Origin of the sequence: Adhaeribacter pallidiroseus, assembly GCF_003340495.1 — a bacterium.
Lineage (GTDB): Bacteria > Bacteroidota > Bacteroidia > Cytophagales > Hymenobacteraceae > Adhaeribacter > Adhaeribacter pallidiroseus.
On record NZ_QASA01000001.1, the window covers coordinates 5,332,304 to 5,349,000 of the forward strand.

Sequence of the window (16,697 nt, forward strand, 5' to 3'; positions counted from 1 at the left end):
AATTCTTAAGAACAATCCACTTTTTGTAAAAAATACCATAAGTAAATCCAGATTTTTTTAAAAAATATTTAACAAAGTTGTTGTTTTATTAAAGAAGAATGTCAATATTCACATTGCACCTTTACCCTTTGTTATGAAAGTATACACTACGCAGCCATTTCAAATTGTTTACTCGTTATTTGAGCACGAGTACCTGGGCTATTTATTTGAGTCGTTTGTGGTACAGGTTAATTCTAAAGGGCAGTTAACGTTGCAACACCAAAACGTAGCCACTAAGAACGCCGATGAGTTTGCGGGGCGGCTCGATGCAACTGATTTTAAATTAATTCACCTGACGGATCAGATTCAGCAGGATGCTATTTTAAAAAAGTTCTCTACCAAAAAGCTGTCGGTAGCTGACTTTTTTTTAAAAACCTACGATGCCGAAAAAGGCGACAAAGCTACGCAAGAGGCCATAGACACTTACGTGCAGCACCAGATGGCGAAAATTTTGGAATTGCTCGGGGGAAACAAGTATTTATCATGGGCAAAGACGGCGAACCTACCTGGAAGCAAATTTCGGTAGCGCCCCAGAAAGCCAGCATTCTGTTTCATTTCCGGCGCAACGAAGACAACACCCATTATTTCCCGACGATAAAATACCAGAACGAAAAACTGGAATTTCAGAACCGCAACGCTACGTTAATTTGCAACGAACCCGCCTGGCTGTTGCTCGACGATGTGTTGTATTCTTTCCAGAAGGAGGTAGATGGTAAAAAGCTCCAGCCTTTTTTGAGCAAAAAGTTTATTGTTATTCCGCGCAAGGTTGAAGAAACTTATTACCAGAAATTTGTAGCGCCTCTGGTAGAGTCGTTTGATGTGTACGCCAAAGGCTTTGATATAAAATCGGAAAAATATAATCCCAACCCTTTCCTGACTTTTACCGAATTAACGGACGTGGATGCTGCCCCGCAATTATTCGGGACGCCGGCCGCGCGCTTGGGCAATAAGTTAAATAGTACCGCTACGGCGGGAGTACCGAGTCGCTCGAATAAGATTTTGTTTAATCTGAGCTTTCAATACGGCTCGCACACGGTAAACAATAACCAGGAAGCCAAAAGAATCAGCGTAAACGTAGAAAAAACGCAGGATTCGTACATCTTTCACCGCTTAATCCGCGACATCGACCACGAGAAAGAATTTATCCGGGAGTTATCGAAACGGGCGTTGGAAGTTAAAAACGGCAAAGCGGTGCTGGAAAAAGCCAATGCATTTTCGTGGTTAAACAGCCACGTGCAGGAGTTGGAGCAAATGGGCTTCACCATTAAACAAACCAATACTTCAACTAAAAATTACTTTATTGGCGAAGTAAGCGTGAGCGTGGGCATCCGCGAAAACGCCGACTGGTTTGATATTTACGGCGTAGTAAAATTTGGTGAGTTTGAGGTGCCGTTTATCAAATTAAAGAACCACATTCTTACCAAGAACAACGAATATCAGTTACCCAACGGCCAGATTGCCATTATTCCGGAGGAATGGTTTACCCAGTACATTGAATTGTTTGCGTTTTCGGAAGGCGAAGGCGAATTAAAGCTGCGGAAGCACCATTTAACGTTAGTAAACGAACTGCAAAACGGCAATTTGGCAGTCGTAACCATGACCCGCAAACTGGAAAAACTCCGGGAATTCGAAACCATCGAAGACAAACCATTGCCCGCCGGTTTTAAAGGGGAATTGCGGCCTTACCAGAAAGCCGGTTATAACTGGTTGCATTTTATTAAAGATTATAAGTTTGGCGGCTGCCTCGCCGACGATATGGGTCTGGGGAAAACCATCCAGACCTTGGCTATGTTGCAGTACCAGAAAGAAGCGGGTGCGCAAAGTGCCTCTTTGCTGGTAATGCCTACCTCGTTGATATACAATTGGTTAAATGAAGCGCAAAAGTTTACTCCGGGTTTACGGGTGTTAAACTACACGGGCACCTACCGCGAAAAAACAGCATCTTTGTTTAAGCATTACGATATTATTCTGACCTCGTACGGCATTGTGCGCCTGGATATTGAGCTGCTGAAAAATTATTATTTTGATTTTGTGATTCTGGACGAATCGCAGGCCATTAAAAACCCGAGTTCGAATACGTCGCTGGCCGTCCGGAATTTAAAAGCGAAGCACCGGCTTATTTTAACGGGTACGCCTGTCGAGAACAGCACCATGGACTTGTGGTCGCAGATGTCGTTCATTAATCCGGGTTTACTCGGAAACCAAAATTTTTTTAAAAATGAGTTCTTGCGGCCCATTGAAAAAGAGAAAAACGAGGAAAAAACCAAGAAACTGCACGCTTTAATAAAACCGTTTATTTTACGTCGGCATAAATCGCAGGTAGCCACCGAGTTGCCCGAGAAAATCGAGCATACTACGTATTGCAAAATGACCGAGGAGCAAGAGCACGCCTACGAAGAAACCAAATCGTTTTACCGCAACAAAATTTTAAAAAATATTGAAGAAAGCAACAGCGTAAACACGCAGTTTATGCTTTTGCAAGGTTTAATGAAACTGCGCCAGATTGCCAACCACCCGCGCATGGCCGACGCCAATTACGAAGGCGATTCGGGCAAGATGAAAGAAGTAATCCGGATGACGCGCAGCGTAGTAGCCGAAGGACACAAAGTTTTAATATTTAGTCAGTTTGTGAAACATCTGGATATTATACGGGCTTCCCTGAACGATAAGCAAATTCCGTATACGTACCTGGATGGCAACACCAAAGACCGCCACAAACAGGTAGAGCGCTTCCAGACGGACGAGAACATCCGGGTGTTTTTAATTTCGTTGAAAGCGGGTGGCGTAGGCTTAAATTTAACCGCGGCCGATTACGTGTTTATTCTGGACCCGTGGTGGAACCCCGCCATCGAAGCCCAAGCCGTGGACCGGGCGCACCGCATTGGCCAGCAAAACAAGGTGTTTACCTATAAGTTTATCACCAAAAATACCGTAGAAGAAAAAATCCTGGCCTTACAAAACAAAAAAATTCAATTGGTTACCGATTTAATATCTACCGACGAAACCATTATTAAAAGCCTCACCAAAGATGACATTGAAAGCCTGTTGGCATAGGAAAAATTTAAAAAACTAGAAAGCCCGGTGAATTTTAGAATTTACCGGGCTTTTTTATGTGCTTATGTGTATTTTAAGTTTACGTAGAAAGACCACTCCTATGAACGCTAGGCTTAATAAGGGTAACACGTTTGATGGTATTTTTAAAACTATCTGTAGTTCTTTTGCCAGTGGATAAAATCAAAACCACAAGGAATGTAAACGTCCGGTCTGATAGAACTGTAAGTATTTAGCGAGGCATCGATTTTTACTAAGGCAGTTTTGGTTGGTAATACAATAATATTTATAATTCTAGGGTTACTAAAACTCTGAAAGCCTGCCTCTGCAATGAGTGTATATATTCCAGGCTTTACATGGTCAAAAATGAATTTACCAGAAGAGTCCGCCAAAGTTATTTGTTCATAAACTTTACTTCCCATTCTGCCAAATAGCGTAACCTTCACGTTTGGATATCTTTCTGACAGATGAGCTTCCCGAAAACTTTCATCAAAAGGCGCTATACTTCCTGCTATCTTGCCAGTCGTATCTAGTAAAAGGCGAGGTACTTGCTCGCCAAGGAATTGCGTTGCTGAATTGTACTCACAATGTAATTGAATACTTCCAAAGGTAACTGAATCAGCAGAGACAATAATATTTTTTACTACACTTGTGCGCCATAAAACCGGCTTTTGGCGGCTGCTATTATCGGTGCTAATAAATTGAATCTCTAACTCGTACTTGCCAGGCACTACATTTTTAAAATAAATAGAATCATCAGAGAAATAAGTCTTTTCTCCTGTAAGTGTTACTTTTTTTATGCTAAAATCCCCAGAACTCATTATAAAAACGCCACCGGTTTTCAGATTATATCCTTTGTCTTTAACTAGGGTGCATGAAACTAGAAGTGCCCATAACATTAAGTGGGACATGGATAACAAGAGATAACCAGGTTTTCCCCGCATGGTCAATATTTATAATAACTCCTGCACGATACTCTCCCACTCCTGCTCTAAAGTGGCCTTCGGCATTTTACGGCCGGCACGTTGGTACCAGTAATTGGCATTCAACTGGTCGCCTTCTTTGCGGTGCAGGTACGCGTGAATCCAACAATAATTAGGCGTGTTCTTCTCCTGGGCAATTTCGTGCGATTGGCGCCAGTCGCCTTTGCCGTCGTACCACAAAGCTTGCAGTTCCGGGCTTAGTTGGGTGGGTGGCGTATCTTGCGTGAGCGAAGTTTTAAATTCCGAAAATGTCATAGTAGTAAAGGCTTTACTTTTGCGAGAGCTAATTTATTTGGAATATCCGGATGTCGGTGAAAACCCGTGAAAACATTTCGGGGCAGAACGAGTTAAATGTGCAAAGTAAAAAAGTTAAGCTACCAGAAAATTCATGAATCAGGCAGTAGTCATTGGGGCGGGCATTGGCGGCATTGCGGCAAGCATTCGGTTGGCGGTGCAAGGTTACGCCGTAACGGTGCTGGAAGCAAACGCTACCTTCGGGGGTAAAATGACCCAATTTACCCTGAACGGCTACCGCTTCGACAAAGGACCCTCGCTGTTTACCATGCCGCATTTGGTGGATGAACTATTTACTTTAGCTGGCCGCCACCCGCCCGATTATTTCCGGTACCAGCGTTTGGATATTATCACACAGTACTTCTTTGCCGATGGTACCCGTTTAACCGCTTACCGTGAACCCGAAAAATTTGCCCGGGAAGTAGAGCAAAAATTTAAAATTCCGAAGGAAAAAGTTACGGCTTACCTGGCTAAAAGCGCCCGCATGTACGAGGCCACCGCGGATACCTTTTTGCATAAATCACTGCACCAGCTACAAACTTATCTAAGCCCTGCGGTTTTAAAAACTATTCCGGTTTTGCCCGAATTAGGTTTAACCACTACCATGCACGCAGCCAACGCCCGGCAATTTAAAGATAAACGGATAGTGCAACTCCTCGACCGCTTTGCTACTTACAACGGCTCCGATCCCTACCAGGCACCGGCCACTTTAAATTTAATTCCGCACTTAGAACACAATATCGGTGCTTTTTACCCGGAAGGCGGTATTTACGCCATTGCGGAAAGTCTGGTAAAATTAGCCACGGAACTAGGCGTCGTTTTCCGGTATCAGGAGAAAGTAGCAGAAATTCTAACGCAAAGCAACCAGGTTGCCGGTGTGCGCACTGACCAGCAAGCAGTAGTGCCCGCCGCGGTAGTGGTTAGTAATATGGATGTAGTACCTACTTACCGCAAATTACTACCGCAGTTGAAAGCACCTGAGAAAACCTTGCAACAACCGCGTTCCAGCTCGGCGCTTATTTTTTACTGGGGTATTAACCGCGAGTTTCCGGAATTGCACTTACATAATATCTTCTTCAGTAAAGATTACAAGCAGGAGTTTGAGCATATTTTTCAGCACAAAACTATCAGCCCCGACCCCACGGTTTATGTGAATATTACGTCTAAATTTTCGCCGGAAGACGCCCCGAAAGCCAGCGAGAATTGGTTTGTGATGGTAAACGTACCGCACAATAGCGGTCAGAATTGGACTGACTTAGTAAAAGTTACACGTGAAACAGTTTTGCAGAAACTAAGCAAAGCCTTAAACACCGACTTAAACGCTTACATTACCTGCGAGCAAATCTGGGACCCGGTGGGCATTGAAGCCGATACGTCTTCGTTTGCGGGGGCTTTGTACGGCAGCAGTTCCAATAACCGCTTAGCGGCTTTTCTGCGACACCCTAATTTTTCGAGTAAAGTAAAAGGATTATTTTTTTGCGGCGGTAGTGTGCATCCGGGTGGCGGTATTCCGTTGAGCTTATTATCGGCCAAAATTGTGAGCAGTTTAGTGCCCCAGCCAGGTAAATAAATAAAAAATTTAAAAAACAGACGTGTTTGCACCCATCCCCAGAAAAATTGTTGTAGCTCTTGTTATCCTTCTTATTTTCTACGCGGTTGGTTTTTACGGTTTGGTGTACAGTAATTACCAGGCTTACTTTTTAAGGTTAGTGTCGTTTAACCTGCTGCTGACCAATTTTATTTTATTCATTTTTCACCGCGATGTTTCCCGCTCCTTTTGGGTATTTGCCTTAATCGTATTTTTAACGGGCTTTTTTGCCGAGGTAATTGGCATTCACACAGCTTTACTGTTTGGGCATTATGCTTACGGCGCTTCTTTGGGTTGGCAGCTCTTTCGGGTGCCGGTTATTATTGGCTTAAACTGGCTGATGCTGGTTTACACGTCGGGCCATTTAATTAATTATTTGCTGCAAACGCCGTGGTGGGTAAAATCCATAATAGCGGCCACTTTAATGGTAGCTTTGGATTACTTTATCGAACCCGTAGCTATTGCGCTGGATTTTTGGTCGTGGCGTTCCGGCGAAATTCCGTTATCGAATTTTACCGGATGGTTTGGCGTAGCGTTGTTGCTGCAAGTGTATTTCCAAAAAGCGAAATTTTTAAAAAATAACACTTTAGCCCCTTTTGTGTTCTTGTTGCAGTGCTTGTTCTTCATCGCGCTGTATGTAGTTATTTAAGTTTATCAAGAAAATAACATTTGTATTTAATAACAGAGATTATGGCAAGTAAAGCGTCAGCTTAAAGTAGTACCATTTTTAGTATAGCATGAATATGGCTGCTTTAAGGCAAAAGCATTAATAAGTTCTATATAACCTTAATAATTAAAAACAATGGTAAACCGTTACTTTAGAGGGATAAAGTCTATTCTTTGAGTAGGTTGGTTATGGTAGATTAGCACTTTGAATAGATGATTGGCTAAACAGAAAAAGTTATTGGTTAGGTGTATTTTCTGCAATAATTAAATATATTTTTCGTATTTAATTAGTATTCTAATAAATAGTCCGGTTTGATTTTACTTTTTCCCTTTCTCCTTTATTCTGATTTTTTGTCTTCTGCTGTTTTTGCCAGCTCAAAATATTGCGTACCGGCATGGTTATTAATCAACTTTAATTCTGTAAATTATACTTTGTAAAGTTACATCTGGGAACAAAAGAAAAATTGCTACTTTTTGTTTGCCAAAATTGGTTTATATGCATAAAAATAATTACTCCAAAAAAGCCCGACAGCTACCATTCTTATTAATTTTAGGCGCTTTAAGTTACTCCACCTTGCCCACCCCCGTAATTGCCCGCGAACAGACCGTAATGGTCTGGGATGTTCCGGTTACGGGTACGGTAAAAGTACAAAGCGCGCAGGGTACCGAAAACGGCACTGGTATTACGGTAGTGGAACGCGGCACCAATAACGGTACCACCACCGATGCGAATGGTAGTTTTAAACTTACGGTAAAAGATAACACCTCGGTATTGGTGTTTTCCATGATTGGGTATAAGAGCCAGGAAATACCGGTAGCGGGTAAAACTACCTTTAACGTTACTTTATCCGAAGATATCAGTACCTTAAACGAGGTAGTGGTTACAGGTTACCAAACCATCGACCGCAAGCTATTTACTGGATCGGCGGCCCTACTCAAAGCCGAAGACTCCAAGCGCGAAGGGGTAAACGATGTAAGCCGTATGCTCGAAGGCCGGGTAGCCGGCGTATCGGTGCAGAACGTGTCGGGTACTTTTGGCGCGGCGCCAAAAATTAGGGTGCGGGGCGCTACTTCTATTACCGGCGAAAACAAACCATTGTGGGTAGTTGATGGCATTCCCCTGGAAGATATCGTAAACGTATCAAACGAGCAATTGTCAACCGGTGATCCGTCTACTTTGGTGGGTTCTTCCGTAGCGGGTCTGAACCCTAACGATATTGAAAGTTTTCAAATTTTAAAGGATGCATCGGCAACGGCCTTGTACGGGGCCCGCGCCATGAATGGGGTGATTGTCATAACCACTAAAAAAGGGAAGATCGGGAAACCTATTGTTTCCTACACGGGTAACTTTACCACTTATTTAAAGCCTACCTACAATAACTTCAATATCATGAACTCTGCCGACCAGATGGCAATGTACATTGAACTGGAGAAAAAAGGTTGGTTAAATTACTCCGATGTAGCGCGTACTCAGAACGGAGGCGTATTTTCTAAGCGGGCTGATCTGATCGACTTAAATGCTATTACAAATCGTCAGCAAGGAGTGGAAAATACGCCGGAAGGCCGGGCTGCTTTTTTAGAACGGTACGCGCGTGCTAACACCGATTGGTTTGATATTTTGTTTCGGAACTCGTTTATGCAGGAACATTCGTTGAGTGTGTCGTCGGGTACTGAAAAATCGCAATTCTATATTTCCACCAGTTATTTACAAGACAATGGCTGGACCGTGGCCGACCAGGTAAAACGGTTTACCGGTAACGTACGGGCTAACTTTAATGTGTCCGATAAAATATCGTTCGGTTTAATTTCGCAGGGATCCATTCGCGACCAGCAAGCTCCCGGTACTATCGGGCGGGTGAGTAATCCGGTTACAGGCCAGTTCGATCGCGATTTTGATATTAACCCGTACAGCTACGCTTTAAATACCAGCCGTGCCCTTACGGCTTACGACGAATACGGCAACCGGGAGTATTTCCGGCGCAACTTTGCTCCTTTTAATATCTTGGATGAATTAGAAAACAATACACTGGATATATCTCTGCTGGATTTAAAATTACAAGGCGAATTCTCCTACAAAATTTTGCCGAATTTAAAATACAGCTTTTTAGGCGCTATCCGCTACGCCAAAACCGACCAGGAACACAAAGTGTGGGAAAATTCGAATATGGCTAATGCTTACCGGGCCGCCGGCGATGCCACTATCCGGGAACGTAATAAATTTCTGTACCGCGACCCGGATGATCCGGAAGCTCAACCAGTAGTGGTACTACCGTACGGAGGTTTTTATAACACCAAAGACGATAACTTAACAAACTATAACTTCCGGAACCAACTGGAGTGGGATAAAACTTTCAACGAAATTCATACAGTACGATTGTTTACGTCGCAGGAACTGCGGTATACTGACCGGCAAAATAAAACTTTTAACGGGTATGGGTATCAGTACGATAAAGGCGGTGTGCCTTATGTAGATTACCGGTTGATTAAGCAAAATGTAGAAGGCAATTTTAATTATTACGGCATGACCATGGGCTACGAACGGTTTGTGGCGTTTATGGCCAATGGCGCTTATTCGTACCGTGGTAAATATAATTTAAACGGCACTGTGCGCTACGACGGGTCTAATTTGCTGGGCCAGGCACGTACCGCCCGCTGGCTGCCTACCTGGAATGTGAGCGGCTCCTGGAACGTAGATACCGAGCCTTTTATGCAGCGGGTAGATAAAATAAATCGTTTAACGCTGCGGGCTACTTATGGTTTAACAGCCAGTATGGGTAGTGCTACCAACTCCAGTTTAGTTTTAGAAAACGCCAGTACCCGCCGCCCTTATTTATCGGAAGTAGAATCGGGCATCTCGATTAAATACCTCGAAAATTCGGAGCTTACCTGGGAAAAGCAATACGAAACCAACGTGGGCGTAGATGTTGGCTTATTTAACGAACGTCTTTCTGTAACGATTGATGCCTACCAACGGCAAGGATTTGATTTAATTGGCCGGATTCGGACATCGGGTATTGGTGGTGGAGGATATGGTGGTGCTTATAACGAGCCCTACGAACTAGGATACAAAGTAGCCAATTACGCCGATATGGAATCAAAAGGGTTAGAATTAACAGTCGGGAGCAACCTCATTAACGAAACAGATTACGGGTTCCGGACCCAGCTTACCGGCGCCTACAACAAAGGTAAAATTACCGAGCTTAGAAATGATCCCGATATTTGGTCTTTGGTAAGACCAGATGGGGGCTCTTTGCAAGGATACCCGTACCGGGGTTTGTTTTCCATTGATTTTCAGGGGTTAAATCCTAACAACGGGATGCCCCAGTTTATTAATGAAGAAGGCGAAACAAGCCCCAATGTGTATTTGCAGAGTACTAAAATTGAGCATTTGAAATACGAAGGTTCCATAGATCCCATCGTAACAGGCGGCTGGTTTAACTCATTCCGGTACAAAAACTTATCTATTTCGGCGTTGGTAACTTTTAGTGCCGGTAATGTGGTGCGGTTAAACCCAGCCTTTAAATCGAGCTACACCGACTTAGATGCCACGCCCAAAGAATTTTTAAATCGCTGGGTACTGAGCGGCGACGAAAACAGAACCAACATCCCTTCTATTCTGGGTAAGGTGGAAGAAGCCCAATTAACTGGTTATCCTTACAACAATTATAACTACTCTACCACGCGGGTGGCCGATGGTGATTTTGCCCGATTGAAGCAAGCCACCTTAACTTACAATTTACCCGCCGCTCGTTTAAGTAGTTTAGGCTTTAATACTTTGTCGGTAAGCTTAGTGGCCAATAACATCTGGCTGATTTATTCGGATGACAAGCTAAATGGCCAGGATCCCGAATTTTTTGGTGCAGGTGGGGTAGCTACTCCTATTCCGCGGCAATTTACTTTATCTTTAAAAGCCGGGTTCTAAGAAGTTAAAAGATTAGAAAGGTAAAAATTTTAAAAAAACTCTTCTTTTCATTTCAGGAGGGTTAGAGGTGGTTGATTGCTCAGAATGATTAACCAATTTTTAAGGTAAAATAAGTACATGAAGAATATACTCAAATATACTTTGCTCAGCAGTTTGCTGGCTTTTACGGGTTGCGAAGATTACCTGGAACAAGCCGTTGACCAGCGTACCCAGTTAAATACCGTGGAGAAAGTAAGTGAATTATTAGTTACCGCTTATCCAAAAGCTGATTACGCTACTTTCACCGAAGCCATGTCGGACTTAGCCGATGATAAAGGTGTTAATTCGATAACGGCCGAAGATGTGGTGATTAACCGCGATTCATATTTTTTCCGGGATGTAGAAAATAGAACCGAAGGCTCGCCGGACTTTTACTGGTATTCGAGTTACGCAGCTATTGCGGCAGCAAACCATGCACTCGAAACTATCGCGAATGTGCCCAACCCTCAGGACTATAGCGCCCAAAAAGGCGAAGCCCTAGTAGCTCGTGCCTACGCGCACTTTATGCTGGTTTCGCTGTTTTCAAAAATTTACGACCCCAATACGGCGGCTTCCGATCCGGGAATTCCCTATGTAATTACTCCTGAAAAAGTAGTATTTGGGCAATACGAGCGCAGAACTGTAGCTTACGTGTATGAGCAAATTGAGAAAGATTTACTCGAAGGCTTACCTCTAATTAATAATACCAGTTACCGCGTGCCTAAATATCATTTTACTACTGCCGCGGCCCACGCCTTTGCTACACGTTTTTATTTGTTTAAGCAAGATTACGCCAAAGTAGTGGAACACGCAAATCAGGTATTTCCGGGAGGTAGCATTGGCCCAAATTTACGACCTTGGGTAAGTGTTTACAGCAATCTCACTTATCGCGAAGGATCGGCTATATACACGCAAGCCTCCGAAAATGCTAATTTACTTCTGGTAGAAGCTCCTTCTTTATGGGCCCGGAATTATCCTATTTATCGGTACGGCTTATCTAACAATATTGCAAACTACTTTTTTCGTTCGCCCAATGTAACTGGTGACGTTTGGTCTTATCCACTGTACATCCAAGGAACAGATAACATTTTTATTCTTAAATTCCGGGAGCATTTTGTGCGTACCGATGTAAACGCCGACATTGGTCAACCTTATACTATATTTCCGTTATTTACCGCCGAAGAAGTATTGTTTAACCGGGCCGAAGCTAACCTGGCTTTGAACAACATCGAAGCTACCCGGGCGGATTTAAATCTGTACGCCAGTACCCGCATCGCCGATTATGATGCCCGTACGCACGGGATTACCAACGCCAAAATAAATGGTTTTTACAACACTGGTGGTAATATCCGCCAAGGCTTGCTTTTCACTATCCTGGATTTTAAAGCGGCCGAATTTGTGCACCAGGGGATGCGCTGGTTCGATTTGCTCCGGCATAAATTACCCGTAACACACTATACCTTTACAGGACAAGTGGTAGCAGAATTAGGTTCGAACGATCCACGCCGGGTGCTGCAACTTCCGCAAGAGGTAACTTTGGCTGGTTTAGAGCGCAATCCACGGTAAAAATTTAAAAAATTGTGTTTATGCAAACAACTTATATAAAACTAATAGTGGCTTTTCTTACAATAAGCTGCCTGACAGCTTGCTCTAAAGAAGAAGAGCTGGATGTAGATGTAACTAAATTAACGAGTGATACTTGGGTAAAAGGGCCGTTGGATACCTGGCTGTACGATAACATGGTAGTTCCGTACAACATCGAGGTAAAGTACCGGTTTGACCGGTATGAATTATCGTTAGGCAGAAACATTACTCCGCCCCGCGAAGACCGGGTTATTCCGGTAATAGAATCCATTAAGAAAACCTGGATTGCTCCGTACGATCAAATTGCAGGCCCAGCCTTTATTAAAAGGTTGTCGCCGAAGCAGTTTGTGTTAGTGGGCAGTCCGGAGTACAACACCAACGGTACCATTACTTTAGGTACCGCCGAGGGCGGTCGTAAAATTGTTTTATTTAAGTTAAATGATTTTGCCACGGATAATAAGCGGGAAGTAAAGCAAATGCTGCACACCATCCACCACGAGTTTGGGCATATTCTGCACCAGAATATTATGTATCCGCAAGAATTTAAGCGCATTACTCCTAGCTATACCGCCAGCTGGAATGATTTTGATTTAGCCGATGCCAACTCCCGCGGTTTTGTTACGGAGTATTCCCGCAGTAACCCCGACGATGATTTTGTAGAAATGATATCTATTATGCTGATTGAAGGCCGGACGAACTTTGATGCAATGGTAAATGGGCTGGTTTTACCGGATCCGAATGATCCGACTAAAACAGTTCCGAATACCGCGGCGCGAGCCGCTTTACGGCAGAAAGAACAAATGATTGTGCGCTACTTCAAAGAGTCGTGGAATATTGATTTTTATACTTTACAATTAAATGCCCAAGCGGCTATAAACGCTTTATAATTAAAATACAGCTTTGCTCCGCCCGAAATAAGCGGCTTCACGATAATCGCATGAAAAAAATATATCTTTTAAGCTTGTTGTTGCTTCTGCTTTTTACCGCCTGCCAGCAAGACAACAATGACCCTGCTCCGGGCCAACGTCCGGAAGAACGCCTAAGCCAAGCCCTAACCGATTATAAAACCCAACTGGTGAGCGCGCCATATGGCTGGAAAGCTACTTTAAAACCAAATGGTGGCGGGTTGTACAGCTTTTTTTTTAAATTTAACGAAAACGATCGGGTAGCTATGTCGGCCGATATTAGCTCCGGCGCAGCTGGGCCACCCGCCGAAACTACGTATCGCTTAAAAGGCATGCAGGTGCCCGCCTTAATTTTTGATACCTACTCGCCCCTGCACATTCTCGCGGACCCAGATCCGCAAGCCCTCCTAAAAACAGTGGGATTACCGGGCGAACCCGGCCAAGGCTTGTTTTCTGATTTTGAATTTACAATTGATTCATTGGCCACCAACGTGGTGCAATTAACCGGCAATCTGCAACAAAGTAAAATGATTTTGGTGCCGGCCACCCAGGAAGAATTTAACGCGTATACGGCCGGCCAACTAAAAGTGGTAATTGATCAAACTACCGCCTATCAAAAAGCAAATCCATTTATTTACTTATTATCCGGCGATGGCACCAGAGTACAAGTTAATATAAATGCCGCTACGAAAACCTTTTCGCTGATATCATTAGCAAACGGCAATGTTCAGATTCTGAATAGCTTGTTTACGTATACCACCCGCGGCATACTTTTGGAACCCGCCTTAGTTGTTAATGGCACCGCTATTCAGGAGTTATTCTGGGACAGTGCCAACCAGGTTTTCTATGCCGAGATTAATGGCTCCCGCGTAGAGGTGCAGTCCTCCCCTACTCCCATTATACCCTTGCACAACTTTGTGGGGGTAACTTTTAACACCATTGCCGTGCCGCCGCAAGCCCTGCCAGGCTGGTCCCCGGATTTTACGAGCAAGCAACAACAAGCCGCCAGTGCTATTCTGGCTGGTCCGTACGCCCTCCGGTTAGATTACATGTACTTTTTGTTTGATGTCCAATCGCGCACGATGGCTTTAAACATTATTGTTTACCAAGGGAATAACGGATTCCTGGCCCTTTATCCGTTTAGCTACACCAAAACGGCAGATGGGGTTTATAACTTTACGGCGCAAACGCCTAACGGCAACGCGCAGGTAATTGCCGAAGATATGAGTCCGCTCCTGAATCACATCAACAACGATAATTTTACTATGGATTTTTTCCAGGACCCGGATGCGGGTACCTTAGGCCAGATGAAGAGCGTACAAAATCCGGAGTTTTACTTTACCGGGGAGTTTCAGACAAACTAAAACAACTTATAAGCGATAACGGCTATTTGATTTAGCTGGTGTACAGAAAAGTTTTAACTTTCAACCAAAAACCAATATGTGCGTAATTTGTTCTTAAAAGAATGGAATACCTAAAAGTTTGTACTTTTACGCTAATCAGGCACGTTTTGCTAAAAGCTAACCTATAAAACACACCAATTATGGATAAACGAACATTTTTAAAATCGGCGGCATTGCTCGGCATAGCCGGGTTGGTAAAACCCTTAAACTTACTGGCTAACCCCGTGGCCGATACTTTTACGCTTCCTAAATTGCCTTACGAGTTTAGTGCGCTGGAGCCGCACATCGATAAGCAAACCATGGAAATTCATTATACCAAGCACCACCAGGCCTATGTTACTAATTTAAACAAAGCCGTAACCGGTACTGCCTTGGCGACTATGAAAATAGAAGATATTATTAAAGATATCAGCAAGCACCCGGTAGCCGTGCGCAATAACGGCGGGGGCCATTGGAACCATACGTTTTTCTGGAACATTTTATCGGCGCAAGGTGGCAAACCTACCGGTAAATTGGCGGCCGCTATCGAGAGCGACTTAGGCGGCATGGATAAATTTAAAGAAACCTTTAACCAAGCCGCTACTACGCGCTTTGGTTCGGGCTGGGCCTGGTTAATTGTGGAGCCGTCGGGTAAACTGGCCGTTACTTCTACCCCTAACCAGGACAACCCCTTAATGGATGTCGCCGAGAAAAAAGGTAAACCCGTAATTGGCCTGGATGTGTGGGAACACGCCTACTATCTGAAATACCAAAACCGTCGGCCGGAATACATCACCGCCTTCTGGAACGTATTGAACTGGGCCGGTGCCGAAAAAAACTACGTAGCGGCGCTGCAGAAATAAAATTTTAAATTTTTTAAGAATAGCTTTTAGTTAAAGGATCAATTGATCTTTACTAAAAGCTATTTTGTTTTACAGCCTATCCTGAACAAAATTTTATCCGGAAAATAAGTTGGTTAATCCCGGCTAAAAAGCTTTAAAACAAGTAAAGTAGATTTATCGGGAGCGTTTAAATAAAAGGTTTATTCCGTACTTTTGTTACAGGTTACCATCTGTTATTAAGTAAGATGATAAGAGCAGATGCGACCAGATTTTTAAATTTTTATCTTTTACGAGCATAAAATATGGATACTATAACCGAGAAATTAGTTGATAAAATTCCGTCGTTAGATTTAGCTGATTTTACTTCCGGTAACGCCGCGCGTAAGCAGCAATTCGTGCAGAATTTGGGCGAGGCATTTCAAAGTATTGGCTTTGTGGCTATCCGCAACCATGGTTTAAGCGACGAACTTTCGAAGCAATTATACGCCGCGGTGCAAAAGTTTTTCAGTTTGCCCGACGATGTAAAACAAAAATACGAAAACCCCACTTTAGCGGGCCAGCGCGGTTACGTGGGCAAAGGAAAAGAACACGCCAAAGGCCGCAACACCGGTGATTTAAAAGAATTTTACCACGTTGGTCAGGATTTACCCGCTGCCGAATTACAAGCCGAAAATTACCCGGCTAACATTTGGCCCAACGAAGTACCCGAATTTAAAGAAATGACCTTAGCGGCTTACCGCGCTCTGGAACAAGCCGGTACGCACATGCTGCGCGCCATTGCGTTGTACTTAGGCTTAGACGAAGATTACTTTGATGCCCGCGTACACCACGGCAACAGCATTTTACGCGCCATTCATTATTTCCCGATTGAAAACCCGGACAGTGTACCGGCCGATGCCGTACGAGCCGCCGAACACGGGGATATAAACTTAATTACTTTATTAATGGGCGCCAGTGCCGATGGATTACAAGTATTGCGCCGTGATGGCAAATGGATTCCGATTACGGCTTTGCCCGATCAGATTGTGGTAAACGTAGGCGATATGCTGTCGCGGCACACCAACAACAAATTAAAATCTACCATTCACCGGGTCGTAAACCCGCCACGTGAACTCATGCATACTTCGCGTTATTCCATACCATTTTTTATGCACCCGCGTACCGAAATGGATCTTACCTGTTTGGATGGTTGCATTGATGCCGAAAACCCGAAAGCTTACCCCGACACTACCGCCGGTGAATTTTTAACCGAGCGCTTAATTGAATTGGGTTTATTGAAGAAGTAAATTAGTCGATAGTCCACAGACCATAGTTGATAGTTGTTAGTCCATAGTCTACAGTTCACCGGATATACATGTGATAAGTTAAGCAGATTGGAAAAAACGAAGGAAGTGACCTGCATAAGCAACGTTTTTTTAAATAT

The 16,697-nt window shown here is 43.7% G+C and carries 10 protein-coding genes and 1 pseudogene; 9 read left to right on the plus strand and 2 right to left on the minus strand.

The window, feature by feature from the left end; all coding sequences use genetic code 11:
- Positions 1–133 precede the first annotated feature (133 nt).
- A pseudogene (locus AHMF7616_RS21220) lies at positions 134–3,093 on the plus strand (SNF2-related protein).
- 149 nt (positions 3,094–3,242) lie between these two features.
- Here the strand turns inward: AHMF7616_RS21220 and AHMF7616_RS21225 are convergent.
- Together AHMF7616_RS21225 and AHMF7616_RS21230 are read right to left on the minus strand one after the other, a co-directional pair.
- The gene (locus tag AHMF7616_RS21225; protein ID WP_115374707.1) at positions 3,243–4,034 is read right to left on the minus strand and encodes a carboxypeptidase-like regulatory domain-containing protein; all 792 of its coding nucleotides are present in this window, start codon (positions 4,032–4,034) and stop codon (positions 3,243–3,245) included.
- Positions 4,035–4,043: 9 nt separating this feature from the next.
- A complete protein-coding gene (locus tag AHMF7616_RS21230) occupies positions 4,044–4,328 on the minus strand; it encodes a hypothetical protein (RefSeq protein WP_115374708.1) in 285 nt (94 codons plus the stop codon).
- Positions 4,329–4,461: 133 nt separating this feature from the next.
- Here AHMF7616_RS21230 and crtD point away from each other — a divergent pair, with 133 nt between their 5' ends.
- The 8 genes from crtD (at position 4,462) to AHMF7616_RS21270 (ending at position 16,560) form a co-directional block, all read left to right on the plus strand.
- Positions 4,462–5,937, plus strand: coding sequence for a 1-hydroxycarotenoid 3,4-desaturase CrtD (gene crtD, locus AHMF7616_RS21235; protein ID WP_115374709.1), 1,476 nt, complete (start codon positions 4,462–4,464; stop codon positions 5,935–5,937).
- Between the two features lie 22 nt (positions 5,938–5,959).
- Positions 5,960–6,604: a carotenoid biosynthesis protein gene (locus tag AHMF7616_RS21240; RefSeq protein WP_115374710.1), complete on the plus strand. Its 645-nt coding sequence runs from the start codon at positions 5,960–5,962 to the stop codon at positions 6,602–6,604.
- A gap of 513 nt (positions 6,605–7,117) precedes the next feature.
- On the plus strand, positions 7,118–10,543 hold the full coding sequence (locus AHMF7616_RS21245; RefSeq protein WP_115374711.1) for a SusC/RagA family TonB-linked outer membrane protein: 3,426 nt from the start codon (positions 7,118–7,120) through the stop codon (positions 10,541–10,543).
- A 117-nt stretch (positions 10,544–10,660) separates the two neighbouring features.
- Positions 10,661–12,127: a RagB/SusD family nutrient uptake outer membrane protein gene (locus AHMF7616_RS21250; protein ID WP_115374712.1), complete on the plus strand. Its 1,467-nt coding sequence runs from the start codon at positions 10,661–10,663 to the stop codon at positions 12,125–12,127.
- A 20-nt stretch (positions 12,128–12,147) separates the two neighbouring features.
- Positions 12,148–13,032, plus strand: a complete 885-nt coding sequence (locus AHMF7616_RS21255) for a zinc-binding metallopeptidase (protein WP_115374713.1) — start codon at positions 12,148–12,150, stop codon at positions 13,030–13,032.
- A gap of 50 nt (positions 13,033–13,082) precedes the next feature.
- Positions 13,083–14,414: a DUF4302 domain-containing protein gene (locus tag AHMF7616_RS21260; RefSeq protein WP_115374714.1), complete on the plus strand. Its 1,332-nt coding sequence runs from the start codon at positions 13,083–13,085 to the stop codon at positions 14,412–14,414.
- A gap of 179 nt (positions 14,415–14,593) precedes the next feature.
- A complete protein-coding gene (locus AHMF7616_RS21265; RefSeq protein ID WP_115374715.1) occupies positions 14,594–15,295 on the plus strand; it encodes a superoxide dismutase in 702 nt (233 codons plus the stop codon).
- 290 nt (positions 15,296–15,585) lie between these two features.
- On the plus strand, positions 15,586–16,560 hold the full coding sequence (locus AHMF7616_RS21270) for an isopenicillin N synthase family dioxygenase (RefSeq protein ID WP_115375718.1): 975 nt from the start codon (positions 15,586–15,588) through the stop codon (positions 16,558–16,560).
- Positions 16,561–16,697 lie beyond the last annotated feature (137 nt).

Coding starts and splice junctions, on each gene's coding strand:
- AHMF7616_RS21225 (WP_115374707.1), bottom strand. CDS start 4,034: ATGCGGGGAAAACCTGGTTATCTCTTGTTATCCATGTCCCACTTAATG.
- AHMF7616_RS21230 (WP_115374708.1), bottom strand. CDS start 4,328: ATGACATTTTCGGAATTTAAAACTTCGCTCACGCAAGATACGCCACCC.
- crtD (WP_115374709.1), top strand. CDS start 4,462: ATGAATCAGGCAGTAGTCATTGGGGCGGGCATTGGCGGCATTGCGGCA.
- AHMF7616_RS21245 (WP_115374711.1), top strand. CDS start 7,118: ATGCATAAAAATAATTACTCCAAAAAAGCCCGACAGCTACCATTCTTA.
- AHMF7616_RS21250 (WP_115374712.1), top strand. CDS start 10,661: ATGAAGAATATACTCAAATATACTTTGCTCAGCAGTTTGCTGGCTTTT.
- AHMF7616_RS21255 (WP_115374713.1), top strand. CDS start 12,148: ATGCAAACAACTTATATAAAACTAATAGTGGCTTTTCTTACAATAAGC.
- AHMF7616_RS21260 (WP_115374714.1), top strand. CDS start 13,083: ATGAAAAAAATATATCTTTTAAGCTTGTTGTTGCTTCTGCTTTTTACC.
- AHMF7616_RS21265 (WP_115374715.1), top strand. CDS start 14,594: ATGGATAAACGAACATTTTTAAAATCGGCGGCATTGCTCGGCATAGCC.